The sequence below is a fragment of the Paenibacillus sp. FSL H7-0735 genome, from assembly GCF_038008505.1.
GTDB lineage: Bacteria > Bacillota > Bacilli > Paenibacillales > Paenibacillaceae > Paenibacillus_AQ > Paenibacillus_AQ odorifer.
This window is the reverse complement of record NZ_JBBOZH010000001.1, coordinates 3,126,862-3,152,184: the sequence shown is the minus strand read 5'-3', so window position 1 is coordinate 3,152,184 and position 25,323 is coordinate 3,126,862. Positions and strand designations below refer to the sequence as shown.

Here is a 25,323-nt window from a genome sequence, read left to right as displayed (position 1 = left end):
ATCCATTATCTCAGCTAAGGTAAGTTTTGTAAATCAAAGTTCCTTTTATTGTAAAATGTTTAAATATTCAACAAACTTCGCCATTCGATCTGAGCCCATTCCTTGTAAATTACAGCCTTAACTATTGCCAACATCAGTAAATGTGCAGGATAAAATGACCACCACACCCAGCGCGGAACCCGATGCCGCTCCAAGCGATTCCAAATCAAAGGCGTAAAAGCAATCAGCAAGGTTGGTAAAATACTTAGCATCTGTACAACCCAATAATTATAAAACATATAGAATAGATTCAGTGCCAAATGGGCTCCAACAAGCCAGTACGATTTCGTATAACGAAAAATCAATACTAAGAGCAAACCGTACGCGTTATAATCTATAGGGTAATAATCCATTAACACTATAGCAGCAATTACCACAGGTATACCTAGCCATAGTGAAGGCAGTTTGTCCAAAATAACCAGTACGATTGCCGACAGCAATAACGTAAACACCACGTTCCAGCCACCAGAATTTAGCGCTAAATTATAGGGAATCTGAGCAATAATCGCTATCAAGAGCAACCGTAATAAATATTTAGGTCTGGATGAAGTATGAATATGTCCCTGCACAAGCCCATAACAATAAATCGGAAAAGCTATTCTCCCTACATATCTCCAAGCAAGATTCTCCGGGAAAAAGATATAGCCAATATGGTCGATTAGCATCGTCAGCATGGCAATAATCTGCATTACAATCCTCCTTAAGCATGTTGAAATATAAATTCGCCAAGCCCTTCCTCATTTCCTTTACCAATAAGCAAATGAAGAACGCGGAGAAACGATCATCCGCTTTCTGTGCACCTCCCCCCTTGACTTTATCGAATACTATTGAGTAATATTAACTAGCAACAGAATATGGCAATGATCAAAGACATGATTTCCTACACGAACTGTCCAGAGAGAGAAGTCCAGGCTGCAAGCTTCTCCAGTTACCGGTTGTGAAGTTACCCCTTTGTAGCCGTGACGCTGAATCCGTAGAACTTTGTTTTTCGGTAGTATGCGGCACCGATTTATCCCCGATATCGGATACCAATGAGGTCCTGTCCATGTGACAGGTCGAATTAGGGTGGAACCACGAGCTGAACGCACTCGTCCCTTTCTGGGAGAGATGCGTTTTTTTGCGTTCACAACTAACAATATTTGAGAAACGGAGGCTAAAATCATGAAGATCAAGGTAACACTGCAAGATGGAACATTTAGAGAGGTACTGCAAGGAACAACGATTAAAGAAGCAGCAGGTGCCATAAGTACCAGTCTGAAAAAAAATGCTGTAGCTGGAAAAATTGATGGAAAATCTGTTGATCTAAACCAAGCGATCGAACATGATTGCCGGCTCGATATTGTTACGTTGGATAGCAAAGACGGTCTTGAGGTTTATAGACACAGTACTGCACATATCATGGCGCAGGCCATAAAACGTATATATGGAGATAAAGCTGTCCAGCTAGGCATAGGTCCTGTTATCGAAGACGGCTTCTATTATGACATTGATATTGAGAAACCTCTATCCACTGATGATCTTGCTGCAATCGAACAAGAAATGGCGAAAATCATCCAAGAGAATCACCAGATTGTCCGCCGTGTGGTGAGCCGCGCAGAGGCCATTAAACTTTTTGAAGAGTTGAATGAGCCTTTAAAGCTGGAGCTTATTCATGATCTGCCGGCAGACACAGTATTAACTATTTATGATCAAGGTGAATTCTCCGATCTTTGCCGTGGGCCACATCTTCCCTCAACTGGCTTGGTCAAAGCCTTTAAGCTGTTGAATGTAGCGGGTGCCTACTGGCGTGGAGATTCCAATAACAAAATGCTGCAACGTATTTATGGAACTGCCTTTCCTAAAAAAGCGCAGTTAGAGGAACATTTACTGTTTCTTGAAGAAGCTAAAAAACGTGACCACCGTAAGCTCGGCAAAGAACTTGAGTTGTTCATGTTCTCTGAAGAAGCGCCAGGCATGCCCTTCTATCTTCCCAAGGGAATGACAATCCGTACAGAGCTTGAGAACTTTGCCCGGGAATTACAAAGACAGAGAGATTACGATGAAGTTCGTACACCGCTGATGATGAACAATCGGCTTTGGGAGCAGTCGGGGCACTGGGATCACTACAAGGACAATATGTATTTCACAAATGTAGATGAAACAAAATTTGCCCTTAAGCCGATGAACTGCCCTGGGCATATGCTAATTTTCAAAAACAATCTGCATTCCTACCGGGAACTGCCTATCCGTATCTCGGAATTCGGTCAAGTGCATCGCCATGAATATTCTGGAGCACTTAACGGGATGATGAGAGTCCGCACTTTCTGCCAGGATGATGCTCACCTCTTCGTTTTGCCAGAGCAAATCGAGGATGAAATAAGACGGGTAATCTCACTGATTGACCATATTTATCAAGTGTTCGGCTTTGAGTATAAGATTGAATTATCTACTCGGCCGGCAGATTATATGGGATCTGAAGAATTATGGGATCAGGCTGAACAATCTTTACAAAATGTATTAGACAATCTCGGGATCGAATATCGAGTGAATGAAGGGGATGGCGCGTTCTATGGACCTAAGATTGATTTCCATATCTTAGATGCGCTAAAACGAAGCTGGCAATGTGGAACAATCCAACTAGATTGGCAAATGCCAGAGAAATTCGATCTTACTTACATCGGGGAAGATAATCTTAAACATCGCCCGGTCGTAATCCATCGCGCTGTGTATGGATCGATCGATCGTTTTATGGGGATTATTACTGAGCATTTCGCTGGAGCTTTCCCACTGTGGCTCGCACCTGTTCATGCGAAGTTATTGCCAGTCTCTGAGAACTATGTTGACTATGCACTGCAAGTGAAGCATCAAATGGAGAAGGCTGGCATTCGTGTCGAAGTAGATATTCGAAATGAGAAGTTAGGCTACAAAATTCGTGAAGCTCAGCTTGAAAAAGCACCTTACATGCTCGTACTGGGGGAGAACGAAAAAAATTCCGACACTGTCTCTGTAAGAAAACGTGGTGAAGGTGATCTTGGTTCGAAGAGTATCCAAGACATCATTAAACAGATTAATGAAGAGATTATTAGTAAGAGATAAATTTAAGGGGCTGTCTAATCGTAGAAAAACTACGTTTGAGACAGCCCCTTCTTTATAACCTATTCATATTCACATGAACTCTATTTTACGTACAGGCGGCTGCTTTCTTCCCAATATTCGCCTGGTTTCAGGCTGAACAAGCCGATATCATCAGCAGGAAGGTCTACCATTGGCGCATTCACCAAGTTAATTTGTGGCTCAGGGCAGAAGAACTGTTCTGTAGCACCGTTATTCCAGATCATCCATTGTTTGTACGAAGTCCCTACATCGTACACCAAGGTTACTCCAGCTTTGCTATCGGTAAGCTCCATCCGGTTGCGTCCGTTCTGAGGTACAGCCGTGTAGTGATTGTCCATCGATGCAAAATATGGATTCACACCTTCTTCACGAAGCTGAACTTCTCCTGGCTCCAACGCCTGGAATTTGCCTGTTGGCAGCATGCGGTCGTTAAGCTCCCAGCGCTCACCAATAGTAGCTTTTACGCGGTAATCTTGTGCCGAGCTTCCTGGTGCGAATGGTGCGTTAATGGCAGTGTGGAATGCCAGCAAGCAAGGCATCACGTCATCTCCATCATTGTGTACCAGCACCTGTTGAGATAATCCTCCTTCGCCGAGGGTGTAACGCAATTTGATCGTATACTTATGTGGAAAATATTGATAAGAAGGATGATTCTCATCCACCTTGATGAATACGGTTACGAAGCTTTCAGTCTTACCGCTGCCAAATTCTTCGACTTCCCAAGCTGCAGTATGTAAAAATCCGTGTAAATGGTTGCCCGTTGCAACTTCATTTACGGGGAATTGATAAGTTTGACCATTCCATGGAAATTTACCATCCTCATAACGATTTGGAGGAAATAATACAGGAATTCCGTGAATCCCCGGACTTGCCTTGAAGGCTTCCATTTCTTCAGCTCCAGGCTCATGCAGGAAGCGATATCCGTTTTCGGTATCACGGAAACAGATCAGGTTGCCGCCAATGCCTGGCAGAATAGCTGCCTCATAACGACCGGCTTTCAACCAGATAGCTGCTTCTCCTTCATATTGTCCTTCATACGCTGTGATTGACATAATATATTGTTCTCCCTTCCAGTGTCTGATAATTGTCTCCACTTGATAGATTACCACATCTAGTCATGAGGTGACATGCTCTTTTTACAATTGCTCCACTTCTACGCTCATTACATGTTCAATTTTCTTCACATCGTAATAAATTTCTGTTGCGTAATCTCGATCCGGGGCTGAGATCACCATATCGATCATTTGTCTGCCATCTTCCAAATCTTTAATTTTCATTCTTCGAATCGCTCGGGATGGACCTCTAGTACTACGCTGCGAGCTGACCTGAGGCCGCTCGATTTTTTGGATCACTTCTGTAAGCACGAAATTAGCTTCCATAATGATCCTCACTGAAACTTCATGTTTATTCAGTACTTCTGGTCCTAGCGATCGGATTAAATGAGGAACTAAATTCACAGCAAACATCAGCAGAATAACCGCATATGCTGCTTCAATATAGAATCCCGCACCCACAGCTATACCAATTCCAGAAGCTGTCCAGATGAGTGCTGCCGAAGTAAGGCCCGAAATGGCATCTCCGCCTCTACGCAGAATAACACCCGCACCCAAAAAACCAATCCCGCTGACAATCTGAGCCGCAAGCCGCATTGGGTCCATGTTTGGATGCTCTGGCCCTGCGAACTTATCAAAGGCATGGATAGACACCACTGTGACAAGACAGCTCGCAATGCTTATGACCATACTGGTCCGTATCCCCAGCGGTTTCTGCTTGATCTGTCGGTCAATCCCGATGAACAGCCCGAACAGCATGGCCACTAGTAACTTCATTAATGATTCCAATTGAAAATCCATATCGCAATCTCCTTTCTCCAGAGATACTCCATTATAACGGAAATTGGAGATAATGATTAGCTTTATTTTACAACAAAAAACGGTATAACCATCCTCAGCGCTTATGCTCTTTCGACCCGTGTGGTCCGGCATAGCGACGAGGATGGAATCCGTTATGAGAGGTCAAGATTATGTTGGAAAATTAACCATGCAGAAGCGACTCTGCACCGTCACAATAAATTTCCGTCCCCGTAATATGATCTGAATCTTCCGACGCCAGAAACAGAGCCAGCTTCGCTACTTGATCAGGTCGCCCCGGACCTTCTTCCAGCGGTTGATCTCCCTCAGGAAATTCTACTGGGATTTTCACTTCTTTCAGATCCTCTGATGGAAAAGTGTTGTCATCTATATTGGTCTTTATAGCCCCAGGACAGATCGCATTTACGCGGATTTGAAATTGAGCCAGTTCCAGTGCCGCCATTTTCATAAAAGCAACCTGTCCTGCCTTAGTCGTGCTGTAAGCAGAAAAACCAACATTGGAAAACACACGATTTCCGTTAATGGAGCTGTTGATCAGGATGCTGCCTCCGCTTTCTTTTAGATGCGGTATCGCATATTTTACAGTCGCGAAGGTTCCACGCAGGTTAATATGAATGGTCTGATCCCAAGATTCAATATCCATCGTTTCAATAGGCGTCATCGCCCCATTAATCCCTGCGTTGGCAAAAACAACATCAAGACGACCCCATTTCGCGGCCGCCTTGTTTATCGCCGCTTCCACTTGTGGTGGTTCAGCAACATCACATTCGATAACTAGGGCTTCTCCGCCCTCTTTCTCCACTTGCTGTCTAACCTTTTCAGCGTTCTCCACAGTTCTGTCCAATAATACAACTTTGGCTCCGTTACGTGCGAACTCAAGCACGGTTGCCCGGCCAATTCCTGAGCCGCCTCCGGTTACAACTGCAACCTTACCTACAAGCTTTTTATCTGCCATATCGTGATATCCTCCTTCTTATCATGCAAGTCTTCCAGTTAAGTTCTTTCCTTAACCTTAACCTTGCATACAGAAGTTGAACCGACAGATATTTACTTTTCCTTTAGGATTATTATTCTCCCTGACGAAGATGAATGATGAGATCGTTTAATCCGGCTTCCCGGATCCCTTCCACTATAAGTTCAGCTAGAAGACGAGCCCCTAAAATCTGAAAATGTGTATTATCCTGCACGCCACCTGGATGCGCAATAAATTCTCCTGGATAGCTCCACATGAATAAATCTTTTGAGCCCTCTGAGCCATAAGCTTCAAAGAGCTTGCGGCTCTTCTCGGCTAAATCAATCAGTGAAACCTGCTCGGTATCTGCGAGTTCCCGTATGGCGATTAAATAATCTCCATGCGTGTCTACAATTGCTTCTTCACTATCAAATCTTCGCCGATGTACAGAGCTCACAAGAACCGGATAGGCCCCCGCTTCTCGGGCGACTGTAATCAACCGGAGCAAATGTTCCTTATATGTAGTAAAGGGCTCGGTATGTCTTAAATCATCAGTTTTGGAATCATTATGTCCAAACTGGATGAACAGATAATCTCTGGGTCTGATATCTGCGGCAATGCCCTCCAAATGCCCTTCCTCAATAAAACTCTTGGAACTGCGTCCAGAAAGTGCTCGGTTATCAACAACTATTCCCGCTTTGAAGCAGCGTGGCAGCAGTTGACCCCACCCCGCATAGGGATAACCTTCTTCCCCTTGATCGGTCACCGTGGAATCTCCCGCCAGAAACAAGACTAGCGCTTCATTGTCCATCTGAATGTCCAAGGCGTTAATACGCGGTGCCGCACCCGAGAACGATAGCTTTAGCTGCCCATCCTTAATTCTAATTGCAAAGGATTCGCGTAAATATTGGCCCGCAGGCACATTTAGAGTGTCCAATACGAACTTGCCTTCTCCAGCTTTGATAAATGTGCTGGTCTCTGCCAGAGCATCACCCAACAGCAGCGTAACACGGTAGATCCCATTCGGGAGATCCAGAAGAAAAACTGCTTTCTGTGGGATGCAGCAATCACTTCGCAGTATATCTGTTCCCCCTCTGAAACGACCAAAGACGGTGGAATCAGAAGTGAAACCATACCCTATTTCCTTAGAATAAGATGTGTCCGGCCGAATTTTGGTGTAGCCAGGCTCAGCTTCCTTAATCCCAAAATCAAAACGATAGCTATCCAAATTCAGCCGCACCTTTCTTAATTAGAGATTCAAAACATTTATATTCATTTGCTGAAATCAACCTTTCAAACCACTGGTGCTGATTCCTTCTACAATCTGCTTTTGGAAGATAAAGAAGATAATCATGACTGGTGCCAAACTTAGAACAGACATGGCGAACATTGGACCCCAGTTGGATACGGACTCACTGTCCAGGAACATTTTCAGCCCCATCGAAACTGTATATTTAGAAGGTGAGTTCAAGTACAATACCGGTCCAAGCAAGTCTTCCCAACGCCAATAGAAGGAAAAGATTGCCGCAGTAGCCATAGAAGGACGGATAAGCGGAAGTATAATTCTGAAATAAAGTCCAAATTTCCCACAACCATCGATGGTAGCCGCTTCATCAAGTTCAACAGGAATGGTCCGAATAAACTGCAGCATTAGGAAAATGAAAAACGGGACACCGAAGAACTGTGGAACAACGATCGGTTTGATACTGTCGAGCCATTCCAATTTGGCATAGATAATGTATTGAGGGACGAGCACCACATCGGAAGGAAGCATCAGGGTCATCATCATGATTCCGAACCATAAGCCATGGCCTACAAATTTATTGCGGGCAAAACCAAAGGCAACCAGTGAAGATGAAATGACTGCGCCCAGTGTTGCGACAATGACAATTACGAAAGAGTTCTTGATGAAGACACCAAAGGAGTAACCTGCAATACCTTCCCAGCCTTTAGCATAGTTCCCCCATTCCCATGGATCAGGTATAAGGTGCTGCGCTGTAACAAACACAAGCCGGCTCTCTTTAAAAGAACTCATGATCATCCACAGAATCGGATACAGCATAACGATAGCGAGGCCACCTATAAGGATGTGATAAAGCGGCCATTTCAGTTTAATTTTCGCCATGGATTATTTTCCTCCTTCCGACTCGTAGAAGACCCACGATTTGGATGTCTTGAACAAGATTCCGGTCATGATGCCGACAAGCAACAACATCACCCAAGCCATAGCCGAAGCATAACCCATATTATTAAACATAAAAGCCTGACGGAATAAATAGAGAGAATACAACATAGTGCCGTCCATAGGTCCGCCTTCACCTTTAGAGATAATATAAGCTGGAACAAAGGTCATAAATGCGCTGATCGTCTGCATAACTAGATTAAACAGAATCACTGAACTTAAGAGTGGCATAGTAATCTTGAAGAACTTTCTGAAGAATCCGGCTCCATCCACACTAGCTGCCTCATACATTTCACCAGGAATATTTTTGAGACCTGCCAGAAAGATCAACATGGATGAGCCAAACTGCCACACAGATAGAGTTATCAACATGATAAGCGCAGCGTTCGGATTGCCAAACCAACTTACCGGTCCAATTCCGAAAAAGCCAAGCATGCCGTTAATAATTCCAGTATCACTAAAAATATTACGCCACATGATGGAGACCGCCACACTACCCCCTATAATAGAAGGTAAATAATAAGTTGTCCGATAGGCTCCTACCATACGTGATTTCGTATTTAGAATCATGGCCACAAATAATGCGAAGGTTAGACGTAAAGGCACACCGATAAATACGTAAAGCAGCGTAACCTTTAGTGAATGCAAATATTTCGGGTCATTTGAGAACATTTTGATGTAATTATCAAATCCAATCCACTTAGGTGGAGCGAATAAATTGTATTTGGTAAAAGAAAGATACAGCGAAATGATCATCGGGATCAGTGTGAAGCAAAGGAAGCCAATGACGAACGGACTGATGAAGGCATATCCTGTAAGGTTGCTTCGTAACCGCCGGCCGGTGAGGTTCTTTTTCTTAACAGCCAATGGATTCGAAGGTAGGGGATTCGTTAATGCCAAGGGTCTCCAACTCCTTTTTATGTGAATAATATGGGAAACGGGATGCCGCCTAGCGAAATGGCACGCCGTTTCCCATGTGAGACGCAGTATAGTTATCTGTTACCCTACGATTAACGGCTGGAGAGAATAGAGTTCGCTTCTTTTCGGAACTGTGCTGCTGCTGCTGCTGGATCGATTTTTCCGAAGTTCATTTGTTCAGCAAGGTCTGTAAGCAGGGCTACAACCTCTGGTGATCCTACCGGTGGACTCATAGGTGAAGTAGTAGGCTCCATGTCAGCAACAAACTTAAATACTTGCTTACCGGAATCAGTTAATTGTGTAGCTACAGATTCTTTGATTTTGCTTGAAATCGGTACTCCGCGTTCGCCTTTGATCAGGTTGTTAGCTTCCACATCATTAATCCAGAAATCAACGAACTTCGCTGCTTCTTCCTTCACTTTAGAGTTAGAAGTAATTGACCAGTACATACTTGGCTGCATGTAAAGCCCTTTATCCATATCTGGACCAGGCATTTGTGCCAGCTCCATAGGACGATTTACAGCGATTTGCAAAGCAACGTATTGGTTCGACCATTGCCATACACCGATACCTGTCCCTTTAACAATATCCGACTCTTCAATAACCCCTTTATTTTGGCTCAGTTTGTCTTGTGATGGGACCGCTCCATCTTTAATCAAACCAGACAACATTCCGAAAAAGTCAGTGAACAACGCATCGTCCTCATAGCCAAGTGCGGAACCATCATTGTTATAGAGTGCCAGCCCTTTTGTACGCAGATAATAGTTGAAGAACACGTCTGCTGCCATGGAACCGTCCATATACAGTCCAGCCGACTTAGCTTTTGCGGCGATTTCCTTGTATTGATCCCAAGTCCAATTCTCTGGGATAGAATCAACACCTGCCTTTTTCAGCAATTCTGGATCATATTGAAAACCAAGTACGTTAACCCCTAACGGAATTCCGTATTGCTTCTCACCGATCACTCCAGTACTCAGCACGTTCTCATTCACATCGCCGACTTGAATCTGAGAGTTCAAATAAGGTTTCAAGTCTTCGAGCTGTCCGTTAGATCCATATTGATTGATATAAGAAATATCCATTTGAACGATATCAGGAAGCCTATTTGCAGCGGCTTGCGGAGCAAGCTTTTTCCAGTAATCATCAAAGGATGCATATTCAGGCTCAATGGTTACATTCGGGTATTTGGCTTCATACATATCGATAACTTGTTGTGTATAAGAATGTCTTGTATCTCCACCCCACCATGCGATTCGCAAGGTTACTGGTTCTGCTGAGGTCGTAGCCGCAGGTTTCGTTTCCGAAGGAGTATTTGTAGCGGAATCCGTAGCGGCAGCATTGTTATTGTTGTTACCTCCACCGCAACCAGCTAACATCGACGACAGCAATAATGGTACGGCTAGTAAAGCGAATCTCTTTTTCAATTTCATGTCCCCTTTTCCTATGATAGTGTAAAGGCTCTGATCCCTTTAGGTAGCGCTTTCATTGGTTAAATTTTCTCAAATATTCCGTGATTATTGAATACAAAAAACCGTCTTGTTTGTTCAATAATCAGTTCGCTTGAGGGGGTTTCATGAAATCTGTAGGGGTCTGGCCGGTTACTTTTTTAAAAACCTGACTGAAATATTGTGCATTTCCACCGAAGCCGAACATTTCAGCCAGCTCAAATACTCTCACATCCCCACTTCTCAAAATATGCTCCGATGCTTTAGCAATCCGGTAATTGGTTACATAATTCGAGAATTTCTCCCCGGTAATTTTTTTGAATATTTTGCCGAGATAGTCGGGATTCATATATAACATTTCAGCAGCGACCGAGCTAAGCGACAGCTCTGCATTCTTGTAATCCTCTGCGATAATTTTGAACATTTTGTCTACAATAAGTGATTGCCGGGAACTAAAATGTCGGTCATACATCGCTGTTAAGCGAACCGCTGCCTCTTTGACGTATGCTTTTAAACCTCCCAAGGTTCTAATTTCGGCAAGCTCCGCCAAGCCCGATGTGAAGCTATTTCTTTCATCAGGGACTGCTAAACGAATCATAGCGGAATATAACTGTAAAACATAAGAACGCGTCACGTTAATATCTAACCGCTCATCTGCGAGCAAGTTGAATAATCGTTCCAATTCCAGCTCAACCGTATTTTGATCGCCTGCTTTTATAAGTAGACAAATATGCTCTTCATCTAGCTCGATATCATTTCTTCCACTTAGCTCATCACTTGGGATATCACTCCCGGTAATCAAACCGCCCGCCTCCAAATAAAAACGATGGTTCAGGCACTGCAAGGTCTGACGATACAATCTCCGGGAATGAATCATAAGGTCAGCATCACTAATCGCGATTGTCACATCCATTTTATAAAACTTACAGAATACCTCTCTTACTTCAGCGATACGTTTAAGCAGGGGGCTATTCTGCACCGTATTTCCTTCGTCTTCTAGTAAAATTAATAAATGACCGCCTATCGTCGCACTCAGGAGTGTTTCCTGAAGTACGTCCTGGGCAATATTTTGCAGAGCGAACAGTTGCTCATATTCGTAAGAACCTTCTAGTCGGAACAGGAGCAAGCGCACCGTTTTGTCATTAAGTTCAATGCCGAATAGTTCCTGATAATACTCTAGATCCTGACTTCCATAAGTTTTATTAGAGATCCATTCCTTCAAAAATTGTTCTTTCACATGGGGCAATACCTTCTGAAGACGTTGTTTCATACGATTTACGAATTCGCCTCTGCTCTTTTGCTCATCGAGTTCCGCTACCAGCTCAATCAGTGCTTCATGGATCTGATTCTCATTGCACGGCTTTAAAAGATAATGTTTGACCCCGTTCTGCATAGCAATACAAGCATAATCAAAATCCTTATAACCAGTCAGCATAACGAATTTCACTTCTGGAAATCGTTCACTGCATTTTTGCACCAGTCCCAGGCCATCTAGACCAGGCATAGAAATATCCGTGATCACAATTTCAGGGTTAAGCTCCTCAATTTTCACCAAAGCTTCAATCCCGTTCCGCGCCGTGCCTACAAGCTCTGTTCCCGCTCTTCCCCAGTCCACAACCTGCGATATCCCTTCCAGAATCAAGCGTTCATCATCCACCAGCAGCAGTTTATACATTCTCTAGCACTCCTTTTAAGTAAGGTATACGCACATGTATAGTTGTTCCTTGACCCGGCTCACTTTCTATGACTGTGCCCCATTCAGGGCCGAAGACGATTTGAATACGCTCCGCGATGTTAGCTAAGCCGATGCCTTCTCCACGTGTCTTAACTCTCCCCATCTGTAAATCTTTGATAAATTCAGCGCTCATCCCCGGTCCATTATCACTGACTTTGATATCGAGGCCCTGATCTTCTTCACTAACTGTTATAGAAATGGTGCACGGCTCAATATTAGGCTCTAGCGCATAGCGAATAGCATTTTCGATTAAAGGCTGCAAGGTCAGCTTCGGAATTAATGCATCATGCAGATTTTCAGGTACATCCATCCGGAAATCAAGCCTCTCATCAAACCGTGTTTTCTGGATAATGACATAATTTCGCACGATAGTGATCTCTTTTTCAAGTGTAATTAGCGGATCCTTGAGACCAATAGAGCTGCGGAACAAGTAACCGAGCGCTTCTACCATTTCTGAGATTTTGGCTTGTTTGTTCATTTTGGCTAACCAATTGATCGATTCCAGTGTATTGTACAAAAAATGCGGATTAATCTGTGCCTGTAATGCTTTCAGCTCGGTCTCTCTAATAATCAGCTGCTTCGCATAGTTCTCATCAATAAGCTCTCTGATCCTGCGGATCATCATTTTAAAAGTCCGGTTTAGCTGACTAACCTCGTCCTGCGCAGTCTGTGAAACCACACCTAATGACTGTTCCTCCAGATTGTCCAGATCGCCCTTCTCGATTTGCTTCATTTTTTTGGTCAGCTTAGAGATCGGACGTACAATACTACGAGCAAGCCTGTAGCCTAAAAGGAGACCAATTAATAAGATTAGTGCGAATATGATGACGACCAGCTTTTTGACAAAAGTAATATGTTTGAACATCTCATTAAATGGAGTTGCATTGATGTAGATCCAATCTATATAAGATGATTTCGTCTTGGTTATAAAATAAGTACCTTCTTGATATTTGGCCGTGCGATATAGCTCCGGACGTTCTGTCTCTTCTTTAAGCTCTTCTGGCAAAAGAATCGGTGCTTCAGGATAGATCGCCTGTCCCGTCGTGGCATCAACAGCTATTAATTGGTCGGTATCGCTCGTACTATCCGCAATGATTAGATCGATCCGAATACGGATCACGAGTGTTCCCAGATCATCCAGCGTAAACGTTGACCCTGTATAAGATTTAATCTGCCGAACCGCCAAAAGTGAATTTCTGTTTCCTTGCGGATACCACACTATACTCCCGCTAGCTTCCGCAGCTAACGGCTTTAACTGATCCTGCAGATCCTGTGATACCCCTTCACGATTGCCCGCAGTCATTACTCCGCCACTCGTATCCATCAGCATCATGGAATAAACGTATTTCTCTGCCCCTGCAAAAGCAACCAGCCTGTTTATGATCTTGTTATGTAGAACTTGTCTTTCATAAGGCTGTGGATCATTCTGCAATTGGCGCAGGCATTCTTGGATTTGCTCATCAGACACCACTGTAAAAGAAAGCTGATCCAATTCTCTTAGGGCATTTTCGATGCTTATAGAGGACATCCCCAGTACCTCAGAGGCCTTTTCATAAATTTGCTTGTCATAGATACGATACACATATTGCAAAACGGTCAACGAGAATAAAAAAGAAAGTAGAAGCAAAAAGGAAATAATCAGTATCATTTTGTTGAAAATGCCCGAACTTCTGTAAGCGCTAACATTTTTCCAAATCATCTGTTTTCTCCGCTCCCTAAATATGATAATTTTCATTTATTATCACTATAATTCCATTATAAACCATAATGTTCCATTTGGGTAAATTTACGTGAACTGAAAGATAAGGATAGTATAATGGCTCGGCGAAAAAAATCCTATGTAAAAAAGGGCTCGAAATGAAATCCAGAATCAGAGTTCACTTCAAGCCCTTATATTGAGCTACCTTCACACCTACAACAGACTAACCAAGCATCATTCGGTCATCTGCCAATTTATGTCCGCTGATTGTCTCGAATTCTCCGAGCAGCCGTTCTACGGTAAGATCTTTTTTACGAACCTCGTCGATATCCAAAATAATACGGCCCTTATCCATCATGATTAGACGATTGCCAAGACGAATGGCCTGCTCCATGTTATGGGTAACCATTAGGGTGGTTAACTTCATCTCACGGACAATGGACTCTGTCAGTTTAGTAATCAGCTCCGCACGAGAAGGGTCAAGGGCTGCTGTATGTTCATCTAAAAGCAAAATTTGCGGTTGAGTAAAGGTCGCCATTAGCAGACTTAGCGCTTGTCTCTCTCCACCTGACAACAACCCTACTTTTGCCCGCAGGCGATCCTCCAGCCCAATCCCCAGACGGCTTAGCTCATCGCGAAACAAGGCTCTTTTTGCTTTATTTACGCCAAAGACTAACCCTCTGCTTTTGCCTCTTTTATAAGCCATAGCTAAATTTTCTTCAATCGTCATATGTGGAGCCGTACCCGCCATTGGGTCCTGAAAGACCCGGCCGATCCAGCGACTCCGTTGAAATTCCGCCAAATGGCTGATTGAATTTCCTTCAATGCTGGCTGTACCCAGATCCGGCTTCATGACACCGGAAATAATGTTCATCAACGTAGATTTACCAGCTCCATTACTTCCAATGATGGTGACAAAATCACCGGGAAGAAGCTCCAAGTCAATGCCGAGCAGCGCTATTTTCTCATCTGGTGTTCCGGGATTGAACAGCTTAGATACGTTCTCCAGTTTAAGCATCGATGGTGCCTCCTCTCTTGCTGCTTAGCGCTTGCTCAGCTAATTCAACGGAACGCCTCCGTGCCATATTCTTCTGCTTCAGGAAACGCTGAATCGACGGGAATACAAGAGCGAAAATAACGATAATTGCTGTGATCAGCTTAAGATCCGAAGCTTTCAGCCACGGTACCCGCAAGGCAAGTGCAACTACGATCCGGTAAACTATGGATCCGAGCACAACAGCCAATGTGGCCCGAAATACATTTTTGGCACCAAATATGGCTTCACCGATGATGACCGAAGCTAAACCGATTACAATCATCCCAATACCCATCGAGGAATCCGCAAAAGTAGAATACTGAGTAATTAACGCTCCCGAGAGCGCCACCATTCCATTGGATAAACTGACACCAAGAATAGTGGTATTATCCGTGTTTACACCCAGACTACGGATCATTCTTGCATTATCTCCGGTAGCCCGCAGCGCAAGTCCAAGATCCGTACGCAGGAATAAATCCATTACTATTTTCACAAAAATAACTACAAACGGCAGTACGAGCAGAGGATCAATGGAAGTGAACAAGGTAGTGTCGCCCATTAAAGACCAGTTGGGTTTGCCACCAAATATCCGCAGATTAATGGAATAAAGTGCAATCATCATCAAAATACCGGATAACAGTCCATTAATCTTGCCTTTCGTATGTAATAGGCCCGTGCACATTCCTGCCAGCATTCCACCAGCAATAGCGGCCAAGGTAGCAAGCCATGGTGCATAACCGTTAGTAATCATAACAGCGGCAATGGCGCCACCAGTGGTAAAGCTCCCATCTACAGTCAAATCAGGGAAATCAAGAATACGAAAGGTAATGTATACACCTAAAGCCATAAATGCGTAAAGCAAACCCATTTCAACGGCCCCGAGCATCGAATTTAACATAGATGACTTCCTCCTTCGAGCGGAAAGGGGCGTTCTCACGAAATCGCCCCTATATAATGGCTTATTGAATAATATTGTTAGCTTGATCGGCAACTTCTGCCTTCATTGCATCAGTCACTTCTATGCCTTGTGCTGCTGCAGATTTCAGGTTAAGAATGAGATCAAGTTTTTCTTGCATGGTTACTTTCATATCAGCTGGCTTTTTACCATTTTTCAAGATATCCACGGCCATTTGACCCACTTGATAACCATGATCGAAATATTTAAAACCAACGGTGGCAAAAGCGCCCTTTTCAACCGTATCACGGTCACTGGAGAAGAACGGGATTTTCTTGTCATTAGCCGTTTGAATAATGGTATCCACTGCACTTACGACTGTGTTATCCAAAGTAATGTAGAATGCATCTACACGACCCACAAGTGATTCCGCAGCTTGTTTGACTTCAGAGGTATTCGTGATGGCAGCCTTCACTAGCTCGATTCCATGCTTATCCAATTCTTTTTTAGCAATCTCAGCCATAATTACTGCATTGGGTTCACCTTCATTAATAACGATGCCCAGCTTTTTCACGTTAGGAAATTGGGTAGCTATAAATTGCATTAATCTGTTAATCGCTTCGGGATTGGTGTCCGATACACCTGATACATTTCCACCTGGATGCTCCAGATCCGTGACAATCTTTGCGTCGAGTGGGTCAGTTACTGCTGCGAACAAAATCGGTGTATCCTTACTTGCTTTGCTGAGTGCTTGAACAATTGATTGAGCGGAAGGCGTTGCAATTGCCAATACCAAATCATTTGAGTCAGCGGCAATCTTTTGAGCAATGGACAAGTTATTCGCTTGGTCAGCCTGAGCATTTTCAAGGTCAACCTTCAGGTTCTCGCCTTCAACGATTCCCGCATCCTTCAAAGCAGCGAGAATTCCTTCGCGTGTAGCATCGAGTGAGGGGTGTTCCACATATTGTGAGATCGCAATTTTGTACGTTTTTGAATCTGCTGCTCCTGCATTCGTAGGGGAATTACCGGAATTCGCTGCATTTCCTGAGTTTTCAGCGGTGTTATTGTTGCCACAACCAGCTGCTACGAGCATGAAGCATAAGCTTAATCCCGCCAAAATGTTTCTCTTTTTCATCAAAGTACCCCATTTCATTAGTTTATTAACGCATACATCAAGGTGAGCGACTCAGCATTATCACTTTTATCGATAAAAGCATTAAAGCATAAGCTTACACGTACCTCACATTAATGATAGAAATCTATTAAACCTATATTATATGGAGGTTGTTTATCCGTCAATCACTTATCATATTTCCATAGATTTCAAATTCTGAAGAATATATGACATCAAAAGAGGTAATGCTTGGTTGTCTCTTACAGCGATTGCCTTCGTTTCTTTTACATAAAAAAAATCGCCCTGCACAAACTTAATTTACAGTTTGAAGATGGAGCGTGTTAAATGGCTAATAATCACAAAAGACTACTAACCACCGCTACTGTATTGCTTGCTGTCGCTTTAACGAGTTCATCCTGCGGTTATTCTTCTCAATCGCAAAAACCTAAGGTTAACGCGCTAACTCCTGCTGGTAAAAATGCCTCCAGTTATTATGAACAATCTGCAATTACTGACGCTCAGGGAAAGTACTGGATTCCACTCAAGCCTGCGGTTACTTCGCTCGGATATCGGATGAAGGATGATGGTTCTAGTGATGGATACACTAAAATCGGTTATAGCGATGTTATGTATATGCTGCGCCCTGGCTCTCCACAGGTATTCTCACTTGGGGAAAAAATCACACTGCCACAAGCCCCTAGACGGCAAGAAGGGCAAATCTATATCACCCCTTTAGCCTTGTCCAAATTTTTGCAAACAGAAGTAGGCTGGAATCCCCAGTCGGGTGAGATAAACATTGCTACACCGTCCGAACGTAAGACTATCGAAAAATTATCGACGGTCGAATCCACGAGTGAATCTAAATCTTTACGCATTCAAAGTATTTCTGAAGCGGATAAAAAGGAGTTAATCTCTTTTGCCAAAAATTTCTTGGGTGTTCCCTACGACTTTGGCGCTGGATCTTATGAAGAAACCAAAAAATTTGATTGCTCTTCTTTTACAAGGCATGTATTCAAAAAATTCGGAGTCAGCTTACCTCGTTTAGCTAAAGATCAGGACAATTTAGGTACCCGTGTAAGTCGAGACGAACTGGATGTAGGAGATCTTATCTTCTTTACCGTTCCCGGTCGATTTGAAAGTGATGCTATACCTGGTCATGTCGGTATTTACATTGGAGACGGAAAGTTTATCCACACCTGGGGTGAACCCGGAGTTCAGATCAGTGACCTCGACTCAGGTTATTGGAGTAATGTAATCCTCCATATGCAACGTGTTTTATAAGCTTCCCATACTTTAAAAGAAATCATTCAAAAAGCCTGAATCCCTATTGAAGGGGTTCAGGCTTTTTGACTATAACTTTTATCCAGTTTCTTAATCCCAGCTCTTGCCCCTTCCGCTCATCCGGACAAACAGCTTTACAAGTTCAACTATAACAATAATCGCTACGGCCGCTGCACATACTATTCCCCACTGTAATCCACTTAAATGTGAAACACCAAACCAGTCGTTTAAGCCCGGGATGATGATCACAAGCACAAGCATTAGTATAGAGATCAGCGAAGCCCATAACATATAGCGATTGCTGAACCAACCGATCTGGAATAGCGATTTTTTATTGGATCTGACGTTAAAAGCATGAGCGATTTGCAGTAATCCTAATGTACCAAAGGCCATTGTAACCGCAATACCTTCATTGTAATGCGTATGCGCCCATTGATACACGATCAACGTAAGCGCCGCTTCTATAATCCCTTGATATATAATCCCGATCCCCACGCCGCCCGCAAAGATGCTACTGCTTGCTTTACGCGGCTTCTTCGCCATTACATCCTCGCCGGCTTTCTCAAGTCCGAGGGCAAGTGCAGGTAAGGTATCCGTAACGAGATTAATCCACAGAATATGGATCGGCTCTAGAATACGCCAGCCAATCATAGTGGCAATAAATAATGTCAGCACTTCCCCAAGATTAGCGGAGAGAAGGAACTGGATAGCCTTGCGGATATTGCTGTAAACCTTCCGTCCTTCTTCTACGGCAACAACTATAGTCGTAAAGTTATCGTCGGCAAGCACCATATCTGATACACCCTTGGCAACATCCGTTCCGGTTATTCCCATGCCCACGCCGATATCGGATGATTTAAGTGCAGGAGCATCATTTACACCATCTCCGGTCATCGCCACAATTTTTCCTTTTTGTCGCCAAGCCTTAACGATACGAACCTTGTGTTCAGGAGAGACGCGTGCATAAACCGAATAATCGGTAACCTTCTCCGCAAATTCCTCTTCGCTGAATTTATCCAGCTCACTACCCGTTAATACACCTGATTCATCTTCAATAATCCCTAATCTTTTGGCAATAGCCGCTGCTGTATCACGATGATCGCCTGTAATCATTACAGGTCTAATTCCCGCTTTACGGCAGATAGCTACCGCATCCCGTACTTCCTCACGCGGCGGGTCAATCATACCGACCAAACCAATAAATACTAACTCTTTCTCCGTGGTATCTGGTGAGAGATCGGTCGGCAGCTGCTCCTCATCTCGGAAAGCAAATGCCAAGACTCGAAGTGCATCATTCGCAAGTAATTTATTACTTTCCATGATATTCCGCTTATGTTCGTCTTGTAGAGTTACAATTTCTCCATCCACATAGATATGGCTGCATTTGGACAAAAGTACATCTGGTGCACCCTTTGTCAGCACACGATAACGTCCAGCTTCGACCTCATGAACCGTTGTCATCAGCTTGCGATCGGAGTCAAAAGGCAGCTCATTTATACGTGGGTATTTCTTTTCCAGCTCCCTTTTGTCAGTGCCTATACTAAGCGCATAATCGACTAACGCAGTCTCCGTCGGATCGCCGATGATTGCTTTTCCACTCTTGGTTTGTGGGTCCTTAGCTCCAGCTTTTGCTTCAGGTTCACTAGGAGTCTTTCCTTCGTCAATACTGGAGTCATTACAAAGCGTCATAGCTTGAAGCAATAACTCGCCACCAGGAATCCCTTCAAGCCCTGCACTGGAATCAGTGGTCTTTCCGTTGACATGCACTTTTTCGACAGTCATTTTATTTAATGTTAAAGTACCTGTCTTATCGGAGCATATAATCTCTGTACTTCCAAGTGTCTCCACGGCGGGAAGCTTGCGAATAATCGCTTTTCGTCCCGCCATTCGCTGCACACCAAGCGCGAGAATGATCGTAACAATTGCTGGCAGCCCTTCCGGGATAGCCGCTACCGCGAGTGAGATCGAGGTAAGTAGCATATCCAGCAGCTCTCTTCCTTCGAAGATCCCAACGGCAAAGATAATCACGCAGACGCCAAGAATAATAAAGGTAAAATATTTACCTAGCTCATCCAGCTTTTTTTGCAGCGGTGTTACATCTGTATCTTCTTCCGAGATATAACCGGCAATTCTACCGACCTCCGTCTGCATTCCTGTAGCTGTAACTACACCAATTGCGCGGCCATAAGTTACACTGCTGCTCATATAAGCCATATTGGTGCGGTCGCCGATTACAATGTCGCTACCCTCAAGCACACCGGCCCGCTTTTCAGAGGGCAATGATTCTCCGGTAAGCGCGGCTTCCTCCGTCTTCAACGAAGCGGCTTCCAAAAGTCTTATATCCGCCGGAACTACATTTCCAGCTTCCAGCAATACGATATCCCCGGGCACAAGGTCTTCACTTTTTATCTCAGTAACCTGGCCGGAACGTCTTACTCTGGCGTGTGGAGAGGACATACTTTTTAGCGCATCGAGTGCTTGCTCAGCCTTATTTTCCTGAATAACTCCAAGCACCGCGTTCAAAATGACTACAAGCAAAATAATGATCGTATCCGTCCATTCCCCCAAGACTCCTGACAATACAGCTGCTACTAGCAAAATAAAGATCATTACATTTTTAAATTGTTCGATAAACTTTCCTAATAGCGATTTGGTCTTCGCTTCTTGAAGTACGTTCTTCCCATATCGCTCCACAAGTTTGGACGCTTCATCGGAAGATAAACCCTCTTTCCGAGTTTCCAGCCTATTCAGCACTTCTTCCTCGATCAGTGTATGGAAGGGTACCAGCCCTTGCGATTGTGGATTATTTGAATTCAAACCATAGCCTCCTTCCAGAATTGAGATCTGGTAAAACCTCTCATATGAGTTTTACCCAAAATAGGCATGGTGATTCTTGAATGGTATGTACTTTTTTAGAAATTTAGATGTTCTTTCTTCAAATCGCGATTGAAGCTTTTAAACCTGGTCCCTTGATACAGGAGTTCGCCTCGATCCCCTTCCACAATCAGACCAAAATCCTGATCTCTTACCTGCAACTCCAATCGAGAGCCATCGGCAAACTCAAACGTAACAAAATAGCTAGTATTTGCTCTCGATTCACCGGATCCCCCCCATACCTCGGTTCGTTTGGTGACCGCTGTGCAGTTTGCTTTTATCAAAGGACTTGCGTTATTGGATATCCAGATTCTCACTGATTTAACAATTATAAAAACAAAAAGGCCAAGAAAAAGCAAAGCAAATAATTTAAAAAACAGTGGCATCTCATGAATGAAACTTCCGAAAAAGCTGCGCTCATCAAAACCGTTAAAATCCTGCCATTCGCTCAAATTTATCCCTCCTGACTGAAACAAGATAATAAAAGTTATCTATGCTGCGAAATACGTCATTTTTCCCGTTCGGTTTCATGTTTTCATCATCTATATATGAATTTTTTTCACAAAACAATTTGGATTCAAAGGAAAAGGTATGGTATGCTTTTTATACTACATGCAGTTGGGAGGTGTTATTTCGGTGCAATATATAGCGCGTTTGTCATTACTTTGGTTTCTTCGTATAGTCCTAATTCTGGGGATGATATTTTCTTTTCCACCTGCCTGGTCTGGAGGATCATTCACTACGGAGCAAGAATCAACGACATCCGAAAATGAACGCTACGAGCGAAAGTTTACACCTCCCGTAAGGATTGCACCTCAAATAACCCCTCAGGTAGGAGCCATCAAAATAGCTGAACAGTGGGGAACGAAGTCTATTGCGGTAGCTGCAATACTCCCTGTACTTTCTTTACTGTTCCGTCCAGTGATTTATAAATTCCTGCTTCGACTTCGGCTGTACCTGTTAAAATTCACTTCTCATTTTCTAATATCACTCCCCTAGCGAAGTTCACCTCTGCCCTAATTGAATGTCTGCTGAAGGGATTTTAGAACTTCGATTGATAAATAATCTTATGATTCATGAATTATAGAGAAGCGGATTTACCGGTTGGTATACATGCTCGCATTGCTCATCCTCCACCGGAAGAAAGCAAGTATTTTGGCTGAAACGTGTCCTGAATATCTCTTCCGGTGAGCTTTTTGCATTAGTAATATTCGCAGCACTATTCCTGATTGCTGGATTCTCCGAGACCATTCATCTAGCAGACAGAAGTTATTGGCGCACTACTAGTGGACTTGTCCTCGCTGAAACCGAACATGTGAAACGGATTGATAAATCTGGTGATCCTGTTTCGTGATTTCTTCAGTGTCATCTTCTGCTTCAGCTTCGGACTGACATAGATCCACTCACCTTAGGCAGTGAGGCGCTCTGGTACTCCCTTGCAGCAGTTATCGTTACGCTAAATGGCAACTTTATTGCAGGCTTGCTGGCCGGACGTAGCGTTGGTCACAGCCTTCATGCTTCATCCAACATTGGATGCCCATAGCCGCGCGGGATGAATTTTCAATAATTATGGCCAATTTGGGTAAAGCATTGCGGAGTGCTGGCTATTCTTCACTATTTGTAGCCATTCGCAGCCACTTGCAACCATTTGCAGCCATTCGCAGCCATTTACGTGCTGATCCTTGTTCTCCTTGGACATTGTCTGACGAAGGAATCTAAATAGATTTATAAATAATGGATAAAGTATTCAACTTTGAGAAACGACATGATGCACGAATATCCAAAAAATCTGCCATAGCCACTGAAAATGAGTAAGGTCGTTTCCCCTGTTGAAGGAGGAAAAACTATGCAGAACAAAATAAATCAACGTCAACAGCTACAAAGAAGCTCTACCTTCCGAGTTCTTACCGTCATTGCCGGCGCATTGCTTGCTGCTGTAGGATTGGAATTATTTTTAATGCCACATGGCCTTGTTGTCGGCGGGATTACAGGCTTATCCGCATTATTCGCTCATACTACTGAAATGCAGCTTGGATTGTTTCTATTTCTATTCAATCTGCCCTTTATATTTATGTCGCGAAAACAAGTAAATCTCCGCTTTGCTCTTTACACTGTTTTGGGATTAACCTGCCTAACCATCGCGTCTCTTGCACTGCATCGTTTTCCTGCTGTGATTAGCGATCCTTTACCTGCCGCAATGGCAGGAGGCATCTGTCTTGGAGTAGGTATTGGAATATCTGTGAGATTCGGCGGTGTAAATAAACAAGCCAGTGACCAGGGGTATTCTCTGCTGAGCGGCGGACCTCCAAAATCAACGGAAGTCGTCATTATGATCCTGAACTGTGCAATTCTGCTTTTTGCAGGTACATTGTTCGGTTGGGAGCAAGCAATGTATTCTATTATTGCCTACCTGCTGGCTTTCGAAGGTGTTCGTATCTCACTACGGGGATTATCCCACTCCCGCACTGCTTGGATTACCAGCAGCCGATGTTTGGACATTCAGCAAGCAATCGCAACCTCTCTAAACCGAGAAGCTGCGATTGCCGAAGGTTCAGGGCAAGATGGAGAGGTTAGCACGTTGTTTTGTCTGACAAACAGAATGGAAGAAGATCATCTTCGGGCAATCGTTCTACAGTGTGATTCAGAGAGCCAAATCGTGTTCAGATCAGCCACTAAAGATCATAGACAAACACGCTTACACGAATAAAAAAAGGGAGCGCCCTTAAGCCATGAAAATGGCTGGAGCGCTCCCTTCTTTTTGAATTTAGTCTTTGATCGCAAGCAATTTTTCTGAGCGAGGCCTCAAACTTCTTGTTCGAGACCCCAAACTTCTTGCGAGAACTCAAATTTCGCATTATTCGAAGACGTTTACGCGCATGAGGCAGCTATCGGACACAGCGGACCTTAAATGCGGAATTATCCCGAATTTTGCATGACATCGGACCGCATAGCCCCTATTGGCACAAAAAACGCCAACTACGAGCCTATTTCTTATGAATAGCTGCACTGGGGTCCGCAACCTTGCTCCAAAGGCGATATATTTGCGAATAACGTCATTGGAGTCCGAATACCTCAGCGGATGATCATATTTCGGCGGTATCGGACAGTGGATGAACATGAGTCGGTGGTATCGGACGATGGATGAAAGTGATTCAGTGGTATCGGATAAGCGGAGAGCTATGATTCGGTGGCATCAGACGGCGGTTGACTATGATTCGGTGGTATCGGACACAGCGGACCTTAAATGCGGAATTATCTCGAATTTTGGATGACATCGGACCGCATAGCCCCTATTGGCACAAAAAACGCCAACTACGAGCCTATTTCTTATGAATAGCTGCACTGGGGTCCGAAACCTTGCTCCAAAGGCGATATATTTGCGAATAACGTCATTGGAGTCCGAAAGCTTCAGCGGATGTACATGATTCGGTGGGATCGGACGATGGGTAAATGTGATTCGGCGGTATCGGACAGTGGATGAACATGATTCGGTGGTATCGGACGATGGAGGTATGTAATTCGGGGGCATCGACGATGGATGGATGTGATTCGCCGGGATCGGACGACAGATGACCATGATTCGGTAGCGTCCGAAGATGGTTGAATGTGATTCAGCGGTATCGGATAAGCGGAACTATGATTCAGTGACATCAGACGGCGGTTGACTATGATTAGGCGTTACCGGACGACGAATGACTATGTTCGGTGGCATCGGTTTATCCGGATTAGAGACATATTGCAGCATGCCGTAACTACGGCCAAAAACGCAAAGCATCGATCCTCCAGTAATAGGAGGATCGCTGCTTGCAGACTGTCACATACGATGAAAAAAACACCCATGGACAACCCCTACTTTCATTTAATCCGCTACTTAACGGAACATTCCCCACAAGCGGATTAAATGAAAGGTGTTGTTCGGATCGATTTTCTGCGCGATGATAAACTTTACAATTTGTTCTTCCTGTGTCGAGGTCAATTTCTCGTTCAGTACACCTGACGCTTTCCGTACCAATCTGCGAACAACCGCAGGATCCTGCAGCTCCTGTTTCGAGATGCCCTCAATCATACTTTTGATACGATCCTTCACAGTCGAGTTTTTCATCTTCAGCTTGATGCGATCCACCAACTGAGGGCTAATTCCGAATTGTTGATAACCCAAGTGTAGCACCTCCCGTCATATCCAATCTTT

22 protein-coding genes and 1 pseudogene are annotated in these 25,323 nt (G+C 43.9%); 6 read left to right on the top strand and 17 right to left on the bottom strand.

Translation table 11 applies throughout. The features are described 5' to 3' along the window. Window positions 1-59: 59 nt before the first annotated feature. Window positions 60-728: a TraX family protein gene (locus NSS82_RS14190; RefSeq protein WP_036686237.1), complete on the bottom strand. Its 669-nt coding sequence runs from the start codon at window positions 726-728 to the stop codon at window positions 60-62. Window positions 729-1,200: 472 nt separating this feature from the next. Between NSS82_RS14190 and thrS the strand changes: the two genes are divergently transcribed. Further along, complete coding sequence (gene thrS / locus NSS82_RS14185; protein ID WP_076141504.1) at window positions 1,201-3,114, top strand: threonine--tRNA ligase; 1,914 nt, start codon at window positions 1,201-1,203, stop codon at window positions 3,112-3,114. Between the two features lie 80 nt (window positions 3,115-3,194). Here the strand turns inward: thrS and NSS82_RS14180 are convergent, their stop codons facing one another. The 12 genes from NSS82_RS14180 to NSS82_RS14125 all read right to left on the bottom strand — a co-directional run bounded on the left by NSS82_RS14180 (window position 3,195) and on the right by NSS82_RS14125 (window position 17,000). After that, on the bottom strand, window positions 3,195-4,184 hold the full coding sequence (locus NSS82_RS14180; protein ID WP_076141505.1) for an aldose 1-epimerase: 990 nt from the start codon (window positions 4,182-4,184) through the stop codon (window positions 3,195-3,197). Between the two features lie 84 nt (window positions 4,185-4,268). Continuing rightward, on the bottom strand, window positions 4,269-4,985 hold the full coding sequence (locus tag NSS82_RS14175; RefSeq protein WP_036686231.1) for an MgtC/SapB family protein: 717 nt from the start codon (window positions 4,983-4,985) through the stop codon (window positions 4,269-4,271). Window positions 4,986-5,166: 181 nt separating this feature from the next. Then, window positions 5,167-5,958, bottom strand: coding sequence for an SDR family oxidoreductase (locus tag NSS82_RS14170; RefSeq protein ID WP_036686230.1), 792 nt, complete (start codon window positions 5,956-5,958; stop codon window positions 5,167-5,169). Window positions 5,959-6,070: 112 nt separating this feature from the next. Continuing rightward, window positions 6,071-7,183 carry a rhamnogalacturonan acetylesterase gene (locus NSS82_RS14165; RefSeq protein ID WP_038570350.1) on the bottom strand — a complete coding sequence of 371 codons (1,113 nt, stop codon included), beginning with the start codon at window positions 7,181-7,183 and terminating at the stop codon, window positions 6,071-6,073. Between the two features lie 57 nt (window positions 7,184-7,240). Beyond that, window positions 7,241-8,080, bottom strand: coding sequence for a carbohydrate ABC transporter permease (locus NSS82_RS14160; RefSeq protein ID WP_038570347.1), 840 nt, complete (start codon window positions 8,078-8,080; stop codon window positions 7,241-7,243). A 3-nt stretch (window positions 8,081-8,083) separates the two neighbouring features. Next, a complete protein-coding gene (locus NSS82_RS14155; protein WP_076105030.1) occupies window positions 8,084-9,004 on the bottom strand; it encodes a carbohydrate ABC transporter permease in 921 nt (306 codons plus the stop codon). 143 nt (window positions 9,005-9,147) lie between these two features. Then, window positions 9,148-10,485: an extracellular solute-binding protein gene (locus tag NSS82_RS14150; RefSeq protein WP_036686225.1), complete on the bottom strand. Its 1,338-nt coding sequence runs from the start codon at window positions 10,483-10,485 to the stop codon at window positions 9,148-9,150. A 121-nt stretch (window positions 10,486-10,606) separates the two neighbouring features. Beyond that, window positions 10,607-12,175 carry a response regulator transcription factor gene (locus NSS82_RS14145; RefSeq protein ID WP_076141506.1) on the bottom strand — a complete coding sequence of 523 codons (1,569 nt, stop codon included), beginning with the start codon at window positions 12,173-12,175 and terminating at the stop codon, window positions 10,607-10,609. Further along, window positions 12,168-13,934 carry a sensor histidine kinase gene (locus NSS82_RS14140; RefSeq protein WP_038574396.1) on the bottom strand — a complete coding sequence of 589 codons (1,767 nt, stop codon included), beginning with the start codon at window positions 13,932-13,934 and terminating at the stop codon, window positions 12,168-12,170. The genes NSS82_RS14145 and NSS82_RS14140 overlap by 8 nt, the downstream gene beginning before the upstream one ends. A 223-nt stretch (window positions 13,935-14,157) precedes the next feature. Beyond that, window positions 14,158-14,952, bottom strand: a complete 795-nt coding sequence (locus tag NSS82_RS14135; RefSeq protein ID WP_076101657.1) for an ABC transporter ATP-binding protein — start codon at window positions 14,950-14,952, stop codon at window positions 14,158-14,160. Beyond that, window positions 14,945-15,868, bottom strand: a complete 924-nt coding sequence (locus tag NSS82_RS14130) for an ABC transporter permease (protein ID WP_036686219.1) — start codon at window positions 15,866-15,868, stop codon at window positions 14,945-14,947. Before NSS82_RS14130 ends, NSS82_RS14135 begins: the two co-directional genes overlap by 8 nt. 61 nt (window positions 15,869-15,929) lie before the next feature. Next, window positions 15,930-17,000: an ABC transporter substrate-binding protein gene (locus tag NSS82_RS14125; protein ID WP_076101654.1), complete on the bottom strand. Its 1,071-nt coding sequence runs from the start codon at window positions 16,998-17,000 to the stop codon at window positions 15,930-15,932. 324 nt (window positions 17,001-17,324) lie between these two features. On the opposite strand from NSS82_RS14125, the gene NSS82_RS14120 reads away from it, so the two are divergent. Further along, window positions 17,325-18,260, top strand: coding sequence for a C40 family peptidase (locus NSS82_RS14120; protein WP_076101653.1), 936 nt, complete (start codon window positions 17,325-17,327; stop codon window positions 18,258-18,260). Between the two features lie 90 nt (window positions 18,261-18,350). On the opposite strand, the gene NSS82_RS14115 is transcribed toward NSS82_RS14120, so the two are convergent. Together NSS82_RS14115 and NSS82_RS14110 are read right to left on the bottom strand one after the other, a co-directional pair. Next, a complete protein-coding gene (locus tag NSS82_RS14115) occupies window positions 18,351-21,047 on the bottom strand; it encodes a cation-translocating P-type ATPase (protein WP_076273891.1) in 2,697 nt (898 codons plus the stop codon). Between the two features lie 125 nt (window positions 21,048-21,172). Further along, complete coding sequence (locus NSS82_RS14110) at window positions 21,173-21,586, bottom strand: DUF2500 domain-containing protein (RefSeq protein WP_249267720.1); 414 nt, start codon at window positions 21,584-21,586, stop codon at window positions 21,173-21,175. A gap of 184 nt (window positions 21,587-21,770) precedes the next feature. Here NSS82_RS14110 and NSS82_RS14105 point away from each other — a divergent pair, with 184 nt between their 5' ends. The 4 genes and pseudogenes from NSS82_RS14105 to NSS82_RS14090 all read left to right on the top strand — a co-directional run bounded on the left by NSS82_RS14105 (window position 21,771) and on the right by NSS82_RS14090 (window position 24,406). Beyond that, entirely contained in the window at window positions 21,771-22,133 is a 363-nt protein-coding gene (locus tag NSS82_RS14105; protein WP_038570328.1) for a hypothetical protein, read from the top strand. A gap of 139 nt (window positions 22,134-22,272) precedes the next feature. Then, window positions 22,273-22,854 (top strand): annotated as a pseudogene (locus tag NSS82_RS14100) (cation:proton antiporter domain-containing protein); the annotation flags it as partial. Window positions 22,855-22,980: 126 nt separating this feature from the next. Further along, window positions 22,981-23,841: a YitT family protein gene (locus NSS82_RS14095; RefSeq protein WP_051491444.1), complete on the top strand. Its 861-nt coding sequence runs from the start codon at window positions 22,981-22,983 to the stop codon at window positions 23,839-23,841. Window positions 23,842-24,244: 403 nt separating this feature from the next. Next, window positions 24,245-24,406 carry a hypothetical protein gene (locus NSS82_RS14090; protein ID WP_178944326.1) on the top strand — a complete coding sequence of 54 codons (162 nt, stop codon included), beginning with the start codon at window positions 24,245-24,247 and terminating at the stop codon, window positions 24,404-24,406. Between the two features lie 362 nt (window positions 24,407-24,768). Here NSS82_RS14090 and NSS82_RS14085 read toward each other — a convergent pair whose 3' ends face one another. Together NSS82_RS14085 and NSS82_RS14080 are read right to left on the bottom strand one after the other, a co-directional pair. Then, window positions 24,769-24,909 (bottom strand): hypothetical protein, encoded by a 141-nt coding sequence (locus NSS82_RS14085; protein ID WP_178944327.1) that lies wholly within the window; start codon window positions 24,907-24,909, stop codon window positions 24,769-24,771. Window positions 24,910-25,005: 96 nt separating this feature from the next. Next, window positions 25,006-25,293, bottom strand: a complete 288-nt coding sequence (locus NSS82_RS14080; RefSeq protein WP_036686212.1) for a stage VI sporulation protein F — start codon at window positions 25,291-25,293, stop codon at window positions 25,006-25,008. Between the last annotated feature and the right edge of the window lie 30 nt (window positions 25,294-25,323).

What these genes read in the sequence shown, in the direction of transcription:
- NSS82_RS14190 (WP_036686237.1), bottom strand. Translation starts at nt 728, where the DNA reads ATGCAGATTATTGCCATGCTGACGATGCTAATCGACCATATTGGCTAT.
- thrS (WP_076141504.1), top strand. Translation starts at nt 1,201, where the DNA reads ATGAAGATCAAGGTAACACTGCAAGATGGAACATTTAGAGAGGTACTG.
- NSS82_RS14180 (WP_076141505.1), bottom strand. Translation starts at nt 4,184, where the DNA reads ATGTCAATCACAGCGTATGAAGGACAATATGAAGGAGAAGCAGCTATC.
- NSS82_RS14175 (WP_036686231.1), bottom strand. Translation starts at nt 4,985, where the DNA reads ATGGATTTTCAATTGGAATCATTAATGAAGTTACTAGTGGCCATGCTG.
- NSS82_RS14170 (WP_036686230.1), bottom strand. Translation starts at nt 5,958, where the DNA reads ATGGCAGATAAAAAGCTTGTAGGTAAGGTTGCAGTTGTAACCGGAGGC.
- NSS82_RS14160 (WP_038570347.1), bottom strand. Translation starts at nt 8,080, where the DNA reads ATGGCGAAAATTAAACTGAAATGGCCGCTTTATCACATCCTTATAGGT.
- NSS82_RS14150 (WP_036686225.1), bottom strand. Translation starts at nt 10,485, where the DNA reads ATGAAATTGAAAAAGAGATTCGCTTTACTAGCCGTACCATTATTGCTG.
- NSS82_RS14145 (WP_076141506.1), bottom strand. Translation starts at nt 12,175, where the DNA reads ATGTATAAACTGCTGCTGGTGGATGATGAACGCTTGATTCTGGAAGGG.
- NSS82_RS14140 (WP_038574396.1), bottom strand. Translation starts at nt 13,934, where the DNA reads ATGATTTGGAAAAATGTTAGCGCTTACAGAAGTTCGGGCATTTTCAAC.
- NSS82_RS14135 (WP_076101657.1), bottom strand. Translation starts at nt 14,952, where the DNA reads ATGCTTAAACTGGAGAACGTATCTAAGCTGTTCAATCCCGGAACACCA.
- NSS82_RS14130 (WP_036686219.1), bottom strand. Translation starts at nt 15,868, where the DNA reads ATGTTAAATTCGATGCTCGGGGCCGTTGAAATGGGTTTGCTTTACGCA.
- NSS82_RS14125 (WP_076101654.1), bottom strand. Translation starts at nt 17,000, where the DNA reads ATGAAAAAGAGAAACATTTTGGCGGGATTAAGCTTATGCTTCATGCTC.
- NSS82_RS14120 (WP_076101653.1), top strand. Translation starts at nt 17,325, where the DNA reads ATGGCTAATAATCACAAAAGACTACTAACCACCGCTACTGTATTGCTT.
- NSS82_RS14095 (WP_051491444.1), top strand. Translation starts at nt 22,981, where the DNA reads ATGCAGAACAAAATAAATCAACGTCAACAGCTACAAAGAAGCTCTACC.
- NSS82_RS14090 (WP_178944326.1), top strand. Translation starts at nt 24,245, where the DNA reads ATGAACATGAGTCGGTGGTATCGGACGATGGATGAAAGTGATTCAGTG.
- NSS82_RS14085 (WP_178944327.1), bottom strand. Translation starts at nt 24,909, where the DNA reads ATGCTTTGCGTTTTTGGCCGTAGTTACGGCATGCTGCAATATGTCTCT.